This window comes from Nakamurella leprariae (genome assembly GCF_016918035.1).
GTDB classification, from domain to species: domain Bacteria; phylum Actinomycetota; class Actinomycetes; order Mycobacteriales; family Nakamurellaceae; genus Nakamurella; species Nakamurella leprariae.
On the sequence record NZ_JAERWK010000008.1, the window covers coordinates 217,992 to 234,668 of the forward strand.

General features: G+C 72.6%; 15 protein-coding genes. 4 read left to right on the top strand and 11 right to left on the bottom strand.

Annotated elements, in window-relative coordinates; translation table 11 throughout:
- Window positions 1-23: 23 nt before the first annotated feature.
- From hisH to nadA, 9 genes are read right to left on the bottom strand one after another with little or no spacing between them, the layout of a single operon-like run.
- Entirely contained in the window at window positions 24-674 is a 651-nt protein-coding gene (hisH, locus tag JL106_RS06300; RefSeq protein WP_205259838.1) for an imidazole glycerol phosphate synthase subunit HisH, read from the bottom strand.
- The gene (locus tag JL106_RS06305) at window positions 671-823 is read right to left on the bottom strand and encodes a hypothetical protein (protein ID WP_205259839.1); all 153 of its coding nucleotides are present in this window, start codon (window positions 821-823) and stop codon (window positions 671-673) included. The genes hisH and JL106_RS06305 overlap by 4 nt, the downstream gene beginning before the upstream one ends.
- Window positions 820-1,422: an imidazoleglycerol-phosphate dehydratase HisB gene (gene hisB, locus JL106_RS06310; protein ID WP_205259840.1), complete on the bottom strand. Its 603-nt coding sequence runs from the start codon at window positions 1,420-1,422 to the stop codon at window positions 820-822. The genes JL106_RS06305 and hisB overlap by 4 nt, the downstream gene beginning before the upstream one ends.
- Window positions 1,419-2,543 (bottom strand): histidinol-phosphate transaminase, encoded by a 1,125-nt coding sequence (locus tag JL106_RS06315; protein WP_236006910.1) that lies wholly within the window; start codon window positions 2,541-2,543, stop codon window positions 1,419-1,421. The genes hisB and JL106_RS06315 overlap by 4 nt, the downstream gene beginning before the upstream one ends.
- Window positions 2,540-3,859, bottom strand: coding sequence for a histidinol dehydrogenase (hisD, locus tag JL106_RS06320; RefSeq protein ID WP_205259841.1), 1,320 nt, complete (start codon window positions 3,857-3,859; stop codon window positions 2,540-2,542). Before hisD ends, JL106_RS06315 begins: the two co-directional genes overlap by 4 nt.
- Window positions 3,860-3,899: 40 nt before the next feature.
- The gene (locus JL106_RS06325; protein ID WP_328841534.1) at window positions 3,900-4,703 is read right to left on the bottom strand and encodes a nitrilase-related carbon-nitrogen hydrolase; all 804 of its coding nucleotides are present in this window, start codon (window positions 4,701-4,703) and stop codon (window positions 3,900-3,902) included.
- Window positions 4,700-5,596 (bottom strand): carboxylating nicotinate-nucleotide diphosphorylase, encoded by an 897-nt coding sequence (gene nadC / locus JL106_RS06330; RefSeq protein ID WP_205259843.1) that lies wholly within the window; start codon window positions 5,594-5,596, stop codon window positions 4,700-4,702. Before nadC ends, JL106_RS06325 begins: the two co-directional genes overlap by 4 nt.
- On the bottom strand, window positions 5,596-7,278 hold the full coding sequence (locus JL106_RS06335; protein WP_328841537.1) for an L-aspartate oxidase: 1,683 nt from the start codon (window positions 7,276-7,278) through the stop codon (window positions 5,596-5,598). Before JL106_RS06335 ends, nadC begins: the two co-directional genes overlap by 1 nt.
- The gene (nadA, locus tag JL106_RS06340) at window positions 7,275-8,261 is read right to left on the bottom strand and encodes a quinolinate synthase NadA (RefSeq protein WP_205259844.1); all 987 of its coding nucleotides are present in this window, start codon (window positions 8,259-8,261) and stop codon (window positions 7,275-7,277) included. The genes JL106_RS06335 and nadA overlap by 4 nt, the downstream gene beginning before the upstream one ends.
- Before the next feature lie 91 nt (window positions 8,262-8,352).
- On the opposite strand from nadA, the gene JL106_RS06345 reads away from it, so the two are divergent.
- On the top strand, window positions 8,353-9,045 hold the full coding sequence (locus JL106_RS06345; RefSeq protein ID WP_328841539.1) for an NUDIX hydrolase: 693 nt from the start codon (window positions 8,353-8,355) through the stop codon (window positions 9,043-9,045).
- A gap of 23 nt (window positions 9,046-9,068) precedes the next feature.
- Window positions 9,069-9,848, top strand: coding sequence for a trans-aconitate 2-methyltransferase (locus JL106_RS06350; protein WP_407940107.1), 780 nt, complete (start codon window positions 9,069-9,071; stop codon window positions 9,846-9,848).
- Here the strand turns inward: JL106_RS06350 and JL106_RS06355 are convergent.
- A complete protein-coding gene (locus JL106_RS06355) occupies window positions 9,792-10,361 on the bottom strand; it encodes a hypothetical protein (protein WP_205259847.1) in 570 nt (189 codons plus the stop codon). The genes JL106_RS06350 and JL106_RS06355 overlap by 57 nt on opposite strands.
- On the bottom strand, window positions 10,358-13,888 hold the full coding sequence (gene dnaE, locus JL106_RS06360; protein WP_205259848.1) for a DNA polymerase III subunit alpha: 3,531 nt from the start codon (window positions 13,886-13,888) through the stop codon (window positions 10,358-10,360). The genes JL106_RS06355 and dnaE overlap by 4 nt, the downstream gene beginning before the upstream one ends.
- Before the next feature lie 297 nt (window positions 13,889-14,185).
- Between dnaE and JL106_RS06365 the strand changes: the two genes are divergently transcribed.
- Entirely contained in the window at window positions 14,186-14,824 is a 639-nt protein-coding gene (locus JL106_RS06365; RefSeq protein WP_328841543.1) for a TetR/AcrR family transcriptional regulator, read from the top strand.
- A 61-nt stretch (window positions 14,825-14,885) separates the two neighbouring features.
- Complete coding sequence (locus JL106_RS06370; protein WP_205259850.1) at window positions 14,886-16,595, top strand: MDR family MFS transporter; 1,710 nt, start codon at window positions 14,886-14,888, stop codon at window positions 16,593-16,595.
- Window positions 16,596-16,677 lie beyond the last annotated feature (82 nt).

The following is a 16,677-nucleotide window of genomic DNA, read 5'->3' on the forward strand; positions in this document are numbered from 1 at the left end:
ATGGATCGCCGTCACCCGAAGATCTACAGCGAGGCGGTCCAGCGCTCCAGCAGTTCCGCGCCGGCGTCGCCGGACTTCTCCGGGTGGAACTGCGTGGCCGCCAGCGCGCCGTTCTCCACCGCCGCCACGAACCGGTCGCCGCCGTGCTCGGCCCAGGTCACCGTGGGTGCGGTGAACGGCGCCTCAGCCTCCAGCTCCCAGTGCCGGACGCCGTAGGAATGGACGAAGTAGAAGCGGGTCTCGGGGTCCAGTCCGGCGAACAGCACCGAGCCCTCCCCCGGCGTCACCGTGTTCCAGCCCATGTGCGGGATCACCGGCGCCTGCAGCCGCTCCACCGTGCCCGGCCACTCACCCAGCCCGTCGGACTCGACGCCGTGCTCGACGCCGCGGTCGAAGAGCACCTGCATCCCGACGCAGATGCCCAGCACCGGACGGCCACCGGCCAGCCGCCGCCCGATGATCCGGCCGCCGCGCACCCGTTCGATCCCGGCCATCACCGCCGCGTAGGCGCCGACCCCGGGCACCACCAGGCCGTCCGCGGCCAGCGCGGCGTCGAAATCGTCGGTCACCGTCACCTCGGCCCCGACACGGCGCAGCGCGCGCTCCGCCGATGCCAGGTTGCCCGAGCCGTAGTCGAGCACCACCACGTTCTTCTTGGCAACGTTCTTCGTCATAGCAACCACAGGATGCCACCGACGATGCAGGCCGCCGAGATCACGCCCAGCACGACCGCGCCCACGGTGGACTTGTCGCGCACCGCCAGCACGCCGCCGATCAGGAACCCGCCCAGCGCGATGAGCAGGACGGGGACCACGGCACTCACAGCACACCCTTGGTCGACGGGATCCCCACGACCCGCGGATCCGGCTCCACCGCCTGGCGCAGCGCCCGGGCCACCGCCTTGTACTGCGCCTCGGTGATGTGGTGCGGATCGCGCCCGTACAGCACCCGCACGTGCAGCGAGATCCTGGCGTGGAAGGCCAGCGAGTCGAACACGTGGCGGTTCAGCACCACCGGGTAGTTGTTGCCCACGGTGAAGCCCAGGATCGACTCGGGCTCGCCGGTGTGCACGCTGAACGGCCGGCCGGAGACGTCGACCGCGGCGTGGGCCAGCGTCTCGTCCATCGGGATGAAACAGTCACCGAACCGGCGGATGCCGGCCTTGTCGCCGAGGGCCTGGGCGAACGCCTGGCCCAGCACGATGGCGGTGTCCTCCACCGTGTGGTGCGCGTCGATGTCGACGTCCCCGGTGGACCGGACGGTCAGGTCGAACGAGCCGTGCACACCGAAGCTGATCAGCATGTGGTCGTAGAAGCGCACGCCGGTGGAGATGTCGACCTGGCCGGTGCCGTCCAGGTCCAGGTCGACCAGGACCGACGACTCGCTGGTGGTGCGTTCGATGCGGGCACGGCGGGCGCTCACGGGGTCTCCTCGCGCAGGTCGGTCAGCCGCTCGCTGACGGACAGGAAGTGGTCGTTGTCGGCGTCGGTGCCGATGGTGGCCCGCAGGTGGTGCGGGATGCCGACGTCGCGGACCAGCACGCCGGCGTCCAGGTAGGCCCGCCATGCCGCGGTGGCGTCGGCGAACGGCCCGAACAGCACGAAGTTGGCGTCCGAGTCGACCACCGAGAACCCGCTGTCGGTCAGCGACTTGGACACCCGGCGACGCTCGTCGACCAGGTGCGCCACCGAGCCGAGGGTGTCGTCGGCATGCCGCAGCGCGGCCAGCGCGGCGGCCTGGGTGAGCACCGACAGGTGGTACGGCAGCCGGACCAGCAGCAGCGCGTCGATCACCGCCGGCGCCGCGGCCAGGTAGCCCAGCCGGCCGCCGGCGAACGCGAACGCCTTGCTCATGGTGCGGGACACGATGAGCTTGGCCGGGTACCGCTCGATGAGCCGGATCGCGCTGGGCCGGTCGGAGAACTCGGCGTACGCCTCGTCGACCACCACCACGCCCGGCGCGGCCTGCACCAGCGCCTCCACGTCCCCCAGCGGCAGCGAGCCGCCGGTCGGATTGTTCGGGTTGGTCACGAACACGACATCGGGCCGGGCGCGCTCGATCTCGGCCACCGCGGCGGACACGTCGACGGTGAAGTCGGCGCGACGCGGGCACGGCACCCACTGTGTGCGGGTGCCGGTGGCGATGATCGGGTGCATCGAGTACGACGGCTCGAACCCCAGCGCGGTGCGGCCGGGACCGCCGAACGCCTGCAGCAGGTGCTGCAGGATCTCGTTGGAACCGTTCGCCGCCCAGACGTTCTCGGCGGCCAGCACCACCCCGGTGGCCCGGGTCAGGTAGTCGGCCAGCGCGGTGCGCAGCTCGACGGCGTCCCGTTCCGGGTACCGGTTGAGGTCGACCGCGGCCCGAGCCACCGACTCGGTCAGGTCGGCGACCAGCGCGGCGGACGGCGGGAACGGGTTCTCGTTGGTGTTGATCTGCACCGGCACGTCGAGCTGCGGGGCGCCGTACGGGAACTTCCCGACCAGGTCCTCGCGCAGCGGCAGATCGGCCAAGCGGACCTCGCCGCCCAGCATCTCGCTCATCGCGCACCACCCTCGGGGAAGCGCGCCGACACGGCCTCACCGTGTGCGGGCAGGTCCTCGGCCTGAGCCAGGGCCAGCACGTGCGGGCGCACCTCGTCCAGCGCGGCCCGGGTGTAGTCGATGACCTGCACCGGGCGCAGGAACGTGGCCGTGCTCAACCCCGCCGAGTACCGCGCGGTGCCGGAGGTGGGCAGCACGTGGTTCGAGCCGGCGCAGTAGTCGCCCAGCGACACCGGCGAGAAGGCGCCGACGAAGATGGCGCCCGCATTGCAGATCCGGGCCGCCACCGCACCGGCGTCGCGGGTCTGGATCTCCAGGTGCTCGGCGGCGTACGCGTCGGCCACCGTGATCGCGTCGTCGATCGAGGCGACCAGCACGGTGCCGGACTGCCGGCCGGACAACGCGGTGCGCACCCGCTCACTGTGCTTGGTGGCGTCCACCCGCGCCGGCAACGCGGCATCGACCGCGTCGGCCAGCGCGGGCGAGTCGGTGATGAGCACCGAGGCGGCCAGCGGGTCGTGCTCGGCCTGCGAGACCAGGTCGGCGGCGACGTGCTCGGCGTCGGCGGAATCGTCGGCCACCACGGCGATCTCGGTCGGGCCGGCCTCGGAGTCGATGGCCACGGTGCCGCGCAGCAGCCGCTTGGCCGCGGTCACGTAGACGTTGCCCGGACCGGTGATCACGTCGACCGGCTCGATGACGCCACCGTCGACGTCGAGCGCGCCCAGGGCCAGCAGGGCGATGCCCTGCGCCCCGCCCGCGGCGTACACCTCGTCCACCCCGAGCAGCGCGCACGCGGCCAGCACGTTGGGGTCGGGCCACCCGGCATTGCTGCGCTGCGGCGGTGAGGTGATCGCGATCGCCTCGACCCCGGCCACCTGGGCCGGCACCACGTTCATCACCACGCTCGACGGGTACAGGGCCAGCCCGCCGGGCACGTACAGCCCGACCCGGCGCACCGGGATCCAGCGCTGCCGCACCACGCCGCCGGGCACCACCGTGGTGACCTGCTCGGTGGGCAACTGGGCGGCGTGGCCGATCCGGGCCCGGGCGATCGACTCGGTGAGCGCGGCCCGCACGGCCGGGTCCATCGTCGCCTCGGCAGAGGCGATCACCTCGGTGGGCACCCGCAGCCGCTCGGGCCGCACCCCGTCGAAGCGCTCGGCGGCGTCCAGCACCGCGGTCGCGCCGCGCTCGCGGACGTCGGCCACCAGCGGCTCGACCGTGCTCAGCGCGGTGGTCACGTCGACGCCGGCCCGGGGCAGCAGGGCGCGCACGTTCCCCAGCCCGCCCCGCAGGTCGATCCGTTGCAGCATGCCGACCAGCCTAGGGCGCTCCGTCCTCGGACCGGACCAGTCAGGACGAGACCACACCCGCGGCGCCGGCCGCGCTCATCTCGACCACGGCGATGCCCGGCTCGGTGCCGACCTCGGCCACCCGGGCACCGCCCGGCGCCCAGGCCCCGCTGCCCCCGCAGGCCGGACCGCCGCCGGTGCCGCCGCAGAACTGGGCCAGCACCGTCCACAGACCGCCCGCCGCCGCACCGGACAACGCCGCCTCGAGCCGGGTCTCCGCGCCGAGCGGGAAGAAGGCGCCGGCCAGGTAGGCGTCCGCGCCGCCGTAGGCCAGTCGGGTGGCGTGCTCGGGCACGGTGCAGTCCCGGCCCGAGGCCAGGGCCAGCCGCCAGCCGTCCACCGACACCACTGCGTCACCCTGGCCGGGCCCGAAGATGCCGATCTCCCCGGTGGCCAGGAACCGCTGCAGGTACGCGACCCGGACCCGGCCGGACGGCTCGGCCTGCAACACCCCGACCCGGGGCGGTCCCTGCGCAGCCAGCTTGCCGCCCACCGCCTGCGGGCGCGGTTCGGCCACCGGCGCCCCGAAGAACGCGTGCACCTGGTGCTGGCGGCAGGCCTCGGCCAGCACGGCCAGCCTCGGGTCACCGGGCTGCACCCGGACCTGGTGCAGGTCGATGAGATCCGGGTCGTAGCCGGTCAGCGACAGCTGCGGGAACAGCACCACCCGGGCGCCGGCGGCCGCCGCCGAGGCGATCCACGCCGCGTGTGCGGCGGCATTGCCGGCCACGTCACCGGTCACCGGGCAGCACTGCACCGCGGCGATCCGCAGAGGGGCCCTCCCGGCGCCGGTCACCGGGATCACCGGGTCGGGACGTCCAGGTCGAGCCCGAGATCCAACGCGGGCGCCGAATGGGTCAGCGCCCCGACGGCGATGAAGTCGACCCCGGTCGCGGCGACCGCGGTCGCGCGGTCCAGGGTGAGCCCACCGGAGGACTCCAGGGCCACCGACGGCGCCGCGGCGCGGGTGCGGCGCACCGCCTCGGCGGTGTCGGCCAGGTCGAAGTTGTCGAGCAGCACCACGGTGGCTCCGGCCGCCAGGGCCTCGTCGAGCTGCACCAGGGTGTCCACTTCGACCTCCAACGCGATGTGCGGATCTGTGGACCGTACCGCCGCCACCGCGGCCGCGACAGAGCCCGCCGCTGCCACATGGTTGTCCTTGATGAGCGCAGCGTCACCGAGGCTCATCCGGTGGTTGACCCCGCCGCCGCACCGCACCGCGTACTTCTCCAGCGTGCGGAGTCCCGGCAGGGTCTTGCGGGTGTCCCGGATCCGCGCCCCCGTGCCGGCCACCGCGTCGACCCAGGCCCGGGTGGCGGTGGCGATGCCGGACAGGTGGGTGAGCAGGTTCAGCACCGTGCGCTCCGCGGTCAGCATGGACGCCACCGGACCGGTGATCCGCATGGCCGGGACGCCGGGCACCAGCGTCCCACCGTCCGGCACCAGCACGGTCAGGGTCAGCGACGGGTCGACCTGGGCCAGCACCGCGGCCGCCACCGGCGCGCCGGCCAGCACCCCCGCCGCGCGCGGCGTGATGAAGCCGGTGCCGATCAGCGCGGGCGGCACGGTGGCCGCGGTGGTCACGTCCGGACCGTCACGCAGGTCCTCGGCCAGCGCCACGGCGACCACCCGGTCGACCTGGGCCGGGTCCGGCGGCGTGACGACCACTCGGTCGGTCTGGTCGAGCTGTTCGGTCATCAGACACCAGCCAGGGCGGTCGGGACGGCCGGTCGGCCGTCGATCAGTCGGACGGTCCTCGACACGGCCTGTGCCGCATCGGGTTCCGGATGGTCGGTGCGCACGTGGCAGCCCCGCGACTCGGTCCGGGCGGCCGCAGCGGCCAGCACGGCCCGGGCGGCGACGGCCAGGTTCGCGGTCTCCACCGCGTCGCGGTCCAGCGCCCGGCCGGACGACGGTGCCGTGTCGGCGACCACGGCGGCCAGCGCCGCCGTGCCGGCCAGCCCGGCGGCGTCCCGGCCGATGCCGGCGTGCGCGCTCATCGCGGCCTGCAGCCCGGCCCGGCCGGCCGGGTCGGCGGCCGGCGCCGGGGTCAGCAGCAGCTCTGCGCACTGCAGCGACCAGCGCTGCGCGGCGACGACCGCCGCATTCGCCGCCTCGGCGGCCCGCTCTCCCATGACCAGTCCCTCGAGCAGCGAGTTGGACGCCAGCCGGTTGGCGCCGTGCAGCCCGGTGCGGGCCACCTCGCCGACCGCGAACAGCCCCGGCACGGAGGTGCGGCCGTCCCGGTCGGTCCGCACTCCGCCGCACGCGTAGTGCGCGGCAGGAGCCACCGGGATGGGCTGCCGGGTCGGGTCGATGCCGGCTGCCGCGCAGGCCGCGGTGACGGTCGGGAACCGGCGGTGGAACGTCGCCGCCGGGATGCCGGTGGCGTCCAGGTACGCGTGGTCACCCACCCCGCCCGGGGCCAGGGCCAGCCGGCGGGTCACCGCCAGCGACACCACGTCCCGCGGGGCCAGGTCGGCCAACGGGTGCACGCCCGGCATGATCCGCGCGCCGGTGGCGTCGATCAGCACCGCGCCCTCACCGCGCACCGCCTCGGTGACCAGCGGACGGCGGCCGGAGCCGTCCGGGCCCGTCCACAGCACGGTCGGGTGGAACTGCAGGAACTCGACGTCGGCCAGCTCCGCCCCGGCCCGCAGGGCCATCGCCCAGCCGTCGGCGGTGGCCACCGCCGGATTCGTGGACGCGGCGAACAGGTGGCCGGCGCCGCCGGTGGCCAGCACCACCGCGGCGGCCCGCACCACCCCGATCCGGCCGTCCGGCCCCAGCACCGACAGTCCGCCGACGCGTCCGGTCGGGTCGAGCAGCACGTCCAGGGCCAGGTGGTCGGCCAGCACCACCGGCTCGGGCGCCCCGGCCAGACCGCCGCGCAGCTGAGCCAGCAGCGCCCGCTCGATCTCGGCGCCGGTCGCGTCACCGCCGGCGTGGATGACCCGGTCGGCGTGGTGGCCGCCCTCCCGGGTCCGCAGCAGCAGCCCGGACGGGTCGCCGTCGAACCGGGCGCCGTGCGCGACCAGCCGGCGCACCGCGTCCGGGCCGTCGGTCAGGATGCTCGCCGCAGCGGCCTCGTCGACCAGACCCGCGCCGGCGGTGACGGTGTCGGCCAGATGCGCGGCCACGGAATCCGACCCCGGGTCCGCGCGGTCCCCCCAGACCACCGCGACGCCGCCCTGGGCCCAGCGGGTGCTGCCCTCGTCCACCGCGTCCTTGCTGACCAGCAGCACGGACCGGCCGGCCGCGGCGGCGTCGGCCGCGCAGGTCAGCCCGGCCACCCCGGAGCCGACCACCACGATGTCGGCGCGCGCCTCCCAGCCGGGCAGCAGCGCCGCCGCCTGGTCCGGGACCAGGGGGGTGCTCACTCGCCGCCGCCGGGCTGGCCGATGGCGATCATCCGCTCCACCGCACCCCGGGCCCGGGCCGCGGTGGCCGGGTCCACGTGCACCTCGTCGCGCAGCTCCTGCAGCGACCGCAGCAGCTTCTCCGGCGTGATCATCTTCATGTAGCTGCAGGCGGCCCGGTCGTTCACCGCACGGAAGTCGATGCCCGGCGCGGCCCGCTTGAGCTGGTGGATCATGCCGATCTCGGTGGCCACCAGCACCGATCGGGTGCCGCCGGCCTGACCGGCCCGGGCCGCGGTGACCATGTCACCGGTCGAGAGGATCTTGACCTTGTCGGCCGGCACCGCACCCGCCGAGGCCAGGTAGAGCGCACTGGTCGCGCAACCGCACTCGGGGTGGATATACAGGTCGGCGTCCGGGAACTCCTGCGCCTTGGCCGCGAGCTCGGCGCCGTTGATGCCGGCGTGCACGTGGCACTCTCCGCCCCAGACGTGCATGTTCTCCCGGTCCAGCGTCCGGCGGACGTGGGCGCCCAGGAACTGGTCCGGCCCGAACAGCACCGTCTTGTCGGCCGGGATGGAGGCGACGACGTCGACCGCGTTGCTGGACGTGCAGCAGATGTCGGTCAGCGCCTTGACCGCCGCGGTGGTGTTCACGTACGACACCACCACCGCGTCCGGGTACTGCGCCTTCCACTCGACCAGCTGCTGCGCGGTGAGCGAGTCGGCCAGCGAGCACCCGGCGTTGGCATCCGGGATCAGCACGCGCTTCTCCGGCGAGAGGATCTTGGCCGTCTCGGCCATGAAGTGCACGCCGCAGAACACGATGGTGGGCTCGTCGACTGACGCGGCGATCCGGGACAGCGCCAGCGAGTCGCCGACGTGGTGGGCCACGTCCTGGATCTCGGGCAGCTGGTAGTTGTGCGCCAGGATCACGGCGTTCCGCTGGTCGGCCAGGTCCCTGACCTGCTGCGCCCATTCGGTCCGCACCGCTGCTGTCGTCATGACACTCCTTCGTGACGGGTATCGACCCCCCGGTTTTCGACCTACAATCGAAAACGTGGGCGATGGTAACAGAACCGGAACAGTTGTCGAGGTGCTCGCGGCGGTCTTCACCGTCCGACCCGTCGACGCCCCGGCGGACCGACCGGAGGGGCATCCGGCGTTGCACGTCCTGCTCTGGCAGCGGGCCCAGGCCCCGGACGCCGACCGCTGGGCGCTGCCCGGCGGTCCGGTGCTCACCGACGAGGACGTCGACTCCTCCACCCGACGGCAGCTGGCCGAGAAGGTGGACCTGACCCGGGTGGCCCACCTGGAGCAGACCGGGGTCTTCTCAGCGCCGGAGCGGGTCCCGGGCGCCCGGGTGGTCGCCTCGGGCTTCCTGGGCCTGGTCCCGCAGGACCCGGGGCGGCCCGCGCCGCGGCTGCCCGCCGACACCGCGTGGCACCCGGTCGACCATCTGCCGGCCACCGCGTTCGACCACGGCGGCATCGTCGAGCAGGCACGACAACGCCTGCGCGGCAAGCTGTCCTACACCAACATCGGCTTCGCCCTGGCGCCGGCCGAGTTCACCATGGCCGAGCTGAGCCGGATCTACACGGCCTCGCTGGGCCACGAGGTGGACGTCACCAACCTGTACCGGATCCTGCACCGGCGCCGCATGCTGGAGCCGACCGGTCGCACCGCTCCGCCCGGCCCCTCCGGCGGGCGGCCGGCCGCCATGTACCGGTTCGCCGTGCAGCGGTACCGCGTGACCGATCCGTTCGCGGCCTTCCGTCCCCCGATCTGAACCGCCGGTCTGAGTTCCAGGAGATGCGCATGCAGTGGGATCCGCAGCGGTACCTGACCTTCGCCGGGGAACGAGCCCGGCCGTTCGTCGACCTGATCGGCCGGATCCAGGCGGAGGATCCGCGCACCGTGGTCGATCTGGGCTGCGGTCCGGGCAACATGACCGCGCTGCTCGCGCAGCGCTGGCCGACGGCCCGCGTCTCGGGCCTGGACTCCAGCCCGGAGATGATCGAGCAGGCCCGGCGCGAGGTGCCCGGGATCGACTTCACCGTGGCCGACCTGCGGGACTGGACGCCGCCCGAGCCGGTGGACGTGCTGGTCAGCAACGCGGTGCTGCAGTGGATCCCCGACCACCTGTCGCTGCTGCCCCGGCTGGTCGGCGCCCTGGCCCCCGGCGGGTGGCTGGCCTTCCAGGTGCCTGGGACCGGCGACGCGCCGAGCAGCACGGTGATCCGCGAGCTGGCCGCCGAGGCGCCGTACCGCGAGCACACCGCCAGGACCGCCCGGCTGCTCGCGCACGACCCGCAGGACTACCTGGTGGCGCTGGCCGGGCTCGGCTGCCGGGTGGACGCCTGGGAGACCACGTACCTGCACGTGCTCAGCGGGCCAGACCCGGTGTTCACCTGGGTGTCCGGCACCGGCGCGCGGCCGGTGCTGCAAGCCCTGCCCGAGGAACTGCGCGAGCCGTTCACCACTGAGGCCAAGGCCCGGCTGCGGGCCGCGTACCCGGAGATCGGGTACGACGACTCAGCCGCCACCGTGCTGCCGTTCCGCCGGGTGTTCGTCTGCGCCCGACGGCGCTGACCGGCCCAGCTCGGCCGATCCGCTCCAGCCGGCCAGGAACGTGTAGATCCCGACGGCCAGGGCGGCCGGCAGCACCCCCACCCAGAGCGGCGGCAGCGTCGGCGGCTGGACGATCAGCGCCGCGGCACCGGAGTGCACGGCAGCGATGGCCGCGCTGCCGACGTCCGTCGCGGTGCCGGCCAGCAGCTGGGCCAGACCCCAGGCCACGACCGCCCCACCCAGGGACCCGACCAGCAGCACCAGCAGGATCCGCGGCCCGCGCGCAGCCCGGCCCTGCCAGGCGGCCACCCCGACGACGGCGGCCAGCACCAGCCCGAGCAGCACCCAGATGGCCACCGAGGCGAACGGGGCCAGCCGGAACGCGGAGGCCACCGCTCCGACGGCGCCGTTGGCGGCCACCTGCAGATGCTGCTGCGGGGCCAGCCACCACCACAGCACCGCCTGCAGCACGCCGGCGAGCAGGGCTCCGCCGCCGACCAGCAGCACCGTGCGACGCACCGCGGTCAGGGTCATGCCAGGCAGTCCGCGCCCAGCAGCGCCTTGAGGTCACCCATCAGCGCGGACGTCGGGGTGACCCGCAGCCCGTCGTCCAGCCGCATGGTGGTGGCCCGGGACCCGTTCAGCAGCCGCAGGTGCACGGCCGTGGTGCCGGGATGGGCCTGCAGCACGTCCTTGAGCCGGTCCACCACGGGCTGGGTGCAACGGGCCGCGGCCAGCGTCACCTGCATGGGCCCTCGCTGCCCGGTGTCGGTCAGGTCCGGCACCGTCACCGACTGGGCGTGCAGCGACAGCCGGTCCTCGGACCGGGCCACCCGGGCCTTGACCAGCACCACCGCGTCCTCGGCCAGGGACAGCGCGCACTCGCTGTAGACCTTGGGGAAGAAGGCCACCTCGACCCCGCCGACCAGGTCCTCCAGTGTGGCCGAGGCCCACGGGTCACCCTTCTTGGTCAGCCGACGCTGCAGTCCGGTGAGGATCCCGCCGACGGTGACGGTCGCCCGGTCGGGCACCGTGCCGTCCAGGATGTCGGTGATCGACGCGTCCGACTGGGCGGCCAGCACGTGCTCCACCCCGGCCAGCGGGTGGCCGGAGACGTACAGCCCCAACATCTCCCGCTCGAACTGCAGGCGCAGCTTCGAGTCCCACTCGGTGTCCGGGACCGAACCGCGGAAGCTGGCGCCCTTGTCCTCCTGGCTCATCTCGCCGAACAGGTCGAACTGCCCGGCCGCCTCGGCCTTCTTCAGGCCGATGACCTCGTCCACCGCACGGACGTGGTCCATCAGCAGCCCCTTGCGGGGGTGGCCGAGCGAGTCGTAGGCGCCGGCCTTGATGAGCGACTCGACGACCTTCTTGTTGCAGGCGGTCGCGTCGACCTTGTCGAGGAAGTCGTAGAAGTCGGTGTACGCGCCCTTGTCCCGGCGGGCTGCGATGATCGAGGCGACCACCCCGGTGCCGACGTTGCGGACCGCGGACAACCCGAACCGGATGTCGGTGCCGACCGACGCAAAGTTCTGCTCGCTGGCATTGACGTCCGGCTGCAGCACGGTGATGCCCATCGACCGGCACTCGGCCAGATAGACGGCCATCTTGTCCTTGTCGTCACCCACCGAGGTGAGCAGAGCGGCCATGTACTCGGCCGGGTAGTTGGCCTTGAGGTAGGCCGTCCAGTACGAGACCAGACCGTAGGCGGCCGAGTGCGCCTTGTTGAACGCGTAGTCGGAGAACGGCAGCAGGATGTCCCACAGCGTCTGCACGGCGCTCGCTGAAAAACCCTGTGTAGCCATTCCATTCGAGAACTTCTCGAACTGGGCGTCCAGTTCGGACTTCTTCTTCTTCCCCATGGCCCGGCGCAGCAGGTCGGCGGCGCCCAGCGAGTACCCGGCCACCTGCTGGGCGATGGCCATGACCTGCTCCTGGTACACGATCAACCCGTAGGTGTCGCCCAGGGTCTCCTGGAGCGGCTCCTCCAGCTCCGGGTGGATCGGGACCACCGGCTTGCGGCCGTTCTTGCGGTCGGCGTACTCGTTGTGCGAGTTGGCGCCCATCGGGCCGGGCCGGTAGAGCGCGCCCACGGCCGAGATGTCCTCGAAGTTGTCCGGCCGCATGGACCGCAGCAGCGCCCGCATCGGCCCGCCGTCCAGCTGGAACACCCCGAGCGTGTCGCCCTTGGCCAGCAGCGCGAAGGTGGCCGGGTCGTCCAGCGCCAGGGTCTCCAGCACCACCGTCTCGCCGCGGTTGGCCTTGATGTTGGCCAGCGCGTCGTCCAGGACGGTGAGGTTGCGCAGCCCCAGGAAGTCCATCTTGATCAACCCGAGCTTCTCGCAGGTCGGGTAGTCGAACTGGGTGATGATCGCGCCGTCCTGCTCGCGGCGCATGATCGGGATGAGGTCGAGCAGCGGTTCGGAGGACATGATCACGCCGGCGGCGTGCACGCCCCACTGCCGCTTGAGCCCCTCGAGCCCCTTGGCCGTCTCGACCACGGTGCGGACCTCGGCGTCGGCCTCGACCAGCGCGCGGAACTCGCCGCCCTCGGAGTACCGCTTGTGGCCCGGGTTGAAGATCTCCGTGAGCGGCACGTCCTTGCCCATCACCGGCGGCGGCATCACCTTGGTGATCCGGTCCCCCACCGAGAACGGCATGCCCAGCACCCGAGCAGCGTCCTTGACGGCCTGCTTGGCCTTGATGGTGCCGTAGGTGACGATCTGCGCGACCCGGTCGTCGCCGTACTTGTCGGTGACGTAGCGGATCACGTCGCCACGGCGACGTTCGTCGAAGTCCACGTCGAAGTCGGGCATGGAGACGCGGTCGGGGTTCAGGAACCGCTCGAAGATGAGCCCGTGCTGCAGCGGGTTCAGATCGGTGATCCGCATCGCGTACGCGACCATCGAGCCGGCGCCGGAACCACGGCCGGGGCCGACCCGGATGCCGTTGCTCTTGGCCCAGTTGATGAAGTCGGCCACGACCAGGAAGTAGCCCGGGAACCGCATCTGGGTGATGACGCCGACCTCGTAGTCGGCCTGCTTGCGCACCTCCGGCGGGATGCCGTCGGGGAACCGGACGGCCAGCCCGCGGTCGACCTCCTTGATGAACCAGGAGGTCTCGTCCTCGCCCGCGGGCACCGGGAACCGGGGCATGTACGAGGACGACTCGTCGAACTCGACCGAGCAGCGCTCCGCGATGAGCAGCGTGTTGTCGCACGCCTCGCGCAGCTCGTACTTGTCCTGCCAGAGCGACCGCATCTCGGCCGGGGACTTGAGGTAGAAGTCCCGGGCGTCGAACTTGAACCGGTTCGGGTCGTCCAGGGTCTTGCCCGACTGCACGCACAGCAGCGCCTCGTGGGCGTCGGCGTCGGCCGCGTCGGTGTAGTGCAGATCGTTGGTGGCCACCATCGGCAGGCCGAGATCCCGGCCGAGCCTGAGCAACCCGTCCCGCACCCGGGTCTCGATGCCCAGGCCGTGGTCCATCAGCTCCAGGAAGTAGTTGTCCCGGCCGAAGATGTCCCGGAAGTCGGCCGCGGCGGCCACCGCCTTGTCGTAGTTGCCGATCCGCAGCCAGGTCTGCACCTCACCGGACGGGCAGCCGGTGGTCGCGATCAGCCCGGTGGCGTACTCGGCCAGCAGCTCCCGGTCGGCTCGCGGCTTGTAGTAGAAGCCTTCGAGCGAGGACCGGGAGGCCAGCCGGAACAGGTTGTGCATGCCCTCGGTGGTCTCCGAGAGCAGCGTCATGTGCGTGTACGACCCGGATCCCGAGACGTCGTCCTCGCCGCCGTCGGCCCAGCGCACCCGGGTCTTGTCGAACCGGGTGGTGCCCGGGGTGACGTAGGCCTCCATGCCGATGATCGGGTTGACCCCGGCGGCCCGGGCCTGCCGGTAGAAGTCGTGCGCCCCGAAGACGTTGCCGTGGTCGGTCATGGCCAGCGCGGGCATGCCCATCTCGGCCGTCCGGGCGAACAGCTGGCCGAGCCGGGCCGCGCCGTCCAACATCGAGTACTCGGTGTGCACGTGCAGGTGCACGAACGAGTCCCCAGCTCCTGCGGTCATCGGGTGCGGCCCTCCGGTCGGGTCGGGGCCGCTCGGGCCGTGCGGGATGGGCCGTGCTGGTGGGACCCGATCGTTCTAGCACGCAGCGCCGACACTGCCCGCCGTCCGCGGGCGGGCGTGCACGCCCTCCCAGGTGGGACGCCTTCCGGCGTGTCTCACCCTCCAGCAGAGGTCGAGATCCGGCCGGGCGGCACGAACTACCAGCCGAGGACCCTCCGCTGCCAGGCAGGCAGGCCGGTCGTGGGTCAGCCACACCTCGGCCGTCCGGATCCTGCAGTCCGTGCAATAATGCATGACGTGCAAGGAACTCAGGTCCGGCCCGACGCAGCCGGCGGCCTCCGGGAAGCCAAGAAGGCGGCCACCCGGACACAACTGACCACCGCGGCCCGACGGCTGGCCGTCGAGCACGGCCTGGACGCCGTGACCGTGGAGATGATCAGTTCGGCCGCGGGCGTCTCGGTCCGCACCTTCTTCAACTACTTCGAGACCAAGGACGCGGCCGTCCTCGGCCCCGACCAGGCGGTGGCACCGGACGCCGCGATCAGCGCGTTCCTGGCCGGCAGGCCCACCGGAGCACTGCTGGACGACCTGGTCGCGCTGCTCGACCCGAGCGATCAGCTGGCCCGGGAGGGCCGCGACGGGGTGCAGCAGCTGTTCGACCTGGTCTCCCGCGAGCCACGCGTGCTCGCCGCGTTCCTGACCCGGGGCATGGCCCACGAGGCCGACGTGGCCCGACTGGTGGCCCTGCGACTGGGGCTCGCCGAGCCGACCACCGCGTGCCGCACGGTGGCCGCCGCGGCCGTCACCGTGGTGCGCCGCGGATACGCCGAGTGGTTCGCCGACCCGGGTCCCGCCGCGCCGCTGCGCGCCCGCATCGAGCAGGCCGCACGCGAGCTGGTCGCGCTGGTCCGCCCGGCCGACCCGCCCGCCGACTGACCAGCCCGACCCACTCCATCTGCGCACTCCCCTGCCCCGTCACGTCCTCAGGAGCTCCCGCATGTCCACCGCCACCCCGAGCCCGGCCGCGCCGCCCGCCGACGCGCCGCCGATGCTGCTGACCCAGCGCCGCATCTGGCTGATCTTCTCCGCGCTCATCGCGGGGATGCTGCTGGCCAGCCTCGACCAGACGATCGTGTCCACCGCGATGCCGACGATCGTCGGTGACCTGGGCGGTGTCTCGCACATGGCCTGGGTGACCACGGCCTACCTGCTGGCCACCACCATCGTCATGCCGATCTACGGCAAGTTCGGTGACCTGTTCGGCCGCCGGAACCTGTTCCTGTTCGCCATCGGGGTGTTCACCCTGGCCTCGGCCGGTGCGGCGCTGGCCACCAACTTCACGCAGTTCGTGGTGTTCCGCGGCCTGCAGGGCGTCGGCGGCGGCGGCCTGATGATCCTGTCCCAGGCGATCATCGCGGACATCGTCCCGGCCCGGGAGCGCGGCAAGTACATGGGCCCGCTGGGCGCCATCTTCGGTCTGTCCGCGGTGGCCGGGCCGCTGCTCGGTGGCTTCTTCACCGATCACCTGTCGTGGCACTGGGCGTTCTGGATCAACATCCCGGTCGGCCTCATCGCCTTCGCGGTCGGGTTCTTCACCCTCACCCTGCCGAAGCGGCGCAACACCGGCCGGCTGGACTGGGCCGGCGTGGTGTTCCTGTCCGGCGCCACCACCAGCCTCATCCTGTTCACCGACTTCGGCGGCAAGACCTACCCCTGGGACTCCTGGCAGGTGCTCTCGCTCATCGCCGCGTTCGTGGTGTTCGTCATCGCCTTCGTGCTGGCCGAGCACCGGGCCGAGCAGCCGATCATCCCGCTGAACCTGTTCAAGAACTCCGTGTTCGTCATCGCCACCACGCTGGGCCTGGTGCTGGGCCTGGCCATGTTCTCGGCGCTGGCCTTCCTGCCGACGTTCCTGCAGATGGCCTCGGGCACCTCGGCCGCGGTCTCCGGCCTGTTGATGATCCCGATGATGGTCGGACTGATGATGACCGCGATCGGCTCCGGCATCGCGATCACCAAGACCGGGCGCTACAAGATCTTCCCGGTGGTCGGCGTCATCATCACCGGCCTGGGCATGCTCTGGATGACCACGCTGAGCGCGACGACGCCGCTCTGGTTGATCTGCACCATGCTGTTCGTGCTGGGCTTCGGGCTCGGCCTGATCATGCAGGTCATCGTGCTGGTGGTGCAGAACGCCGTCTCGCCGCAGGACATCGGCACCGCGACCAGCGCGAACAACTACTTCCGCGAGGTCGGCGCGTCCCTGGGCGTGGCCCTGTTCGGCTCGATCTTCTCCAGCCGGCTCATCGACAACCTGACCGGTGCGTTCACCCAGCACGCCGACCAGGCGGCCGCCTCCGGGCTGGATCCGAACAACCTGGTGCCGCAGGCCGTCGACGCCACCCCGGAACCGCTGCACGGCGCCATCGTCGGGTCCTACGCGGACGCCCTGGCGCCGGTGTTCTGGTACCTGCTCCCCGCGTTCGGGGTTGCCCTGGTGCTGGCGCTGATGCTCAAGGAGATCCCGCTGTCGGACGTGGCCGGCATGGTCGCGCGCGGTGAGGCGGTGGTCGCGGGGGCGACGCCGGCGCCCACCAGTGCCACCCAGCCCGTCGACGCGGCCCAGACCGGCACCGAGTTGACCATGGGCGCCGGGACCGACGAGGTCGACGCCGTGCCCAGCGGCGGGCGGCACCGGGCCGACTGAGCCGACGGCGGCGACCGATCGCCGTCCCCACGCGACCCGACGCCGAACCGTGACCGGCGCCGGGTCGCGGGTCCGTTTCCGG

Coding starts and splice junctions, on each gene's coding strand:
- dnaE (WP_205259848.1), bottom strand. CDS start 13,888: ATGACCGCAGGAGCTGGGGACTCGTTCGTGCACCTGCACGTGCACACC.
- JL106_RS06350 (WP_407940107.1), top strand. CDS start 9,069: ATGCGCATGCAGTGGGATCCGCAGCGGTACCTGACCTTCGCCGGGGAA.
- JL106_RS06315 (WP_236006910.1), bottom strand. CDS start 2,543: ATGAGCGAGATGCTGGGCGGCGAGGTCCGCTTGGCCGATCTGCCGCTG.
- hisH (WP_205259838.1), bottom strand. CDS start 674: ATGACGAAGAACGTTGCCAAGAAGAACGTGGTGGTGCTCGACTACGGC.
- nadA (WP_205259844.1), bottom strand. CDS start 8,261: ATGACGACAGCAGCGGTGCGGACCGAATGGGCGCAGCAGGTCAGGGAC.
- JL106_RS06355 (WP_205259847.1), bottom strand. CDS start 10,361: ATGACCCTGACCGCGGTGCGTCGCACGGTGCTGCTGGTCGGCGGCGGA.
- JL106_RS06370 (WP_205259850.1), top strand. CDS start 14,886: ATGTCCACCGCCACCCCGAGCCCGGCCGCGCCGCCCGCCGACGCGCCG.
- hisD (WP_205259841.1), bottom strand. CDS start 3,859: ATGCTGCAACGGATCGACCTGCGGGGCGGGCTGGGGAACGTGCGCGCC.
- nadC (WP_205259843.1), bottom strand. CDS start 5,596: ATGACCGAACAGCTCGACCAGACCGACCGAGTGGTCGTCACGCCGCCG.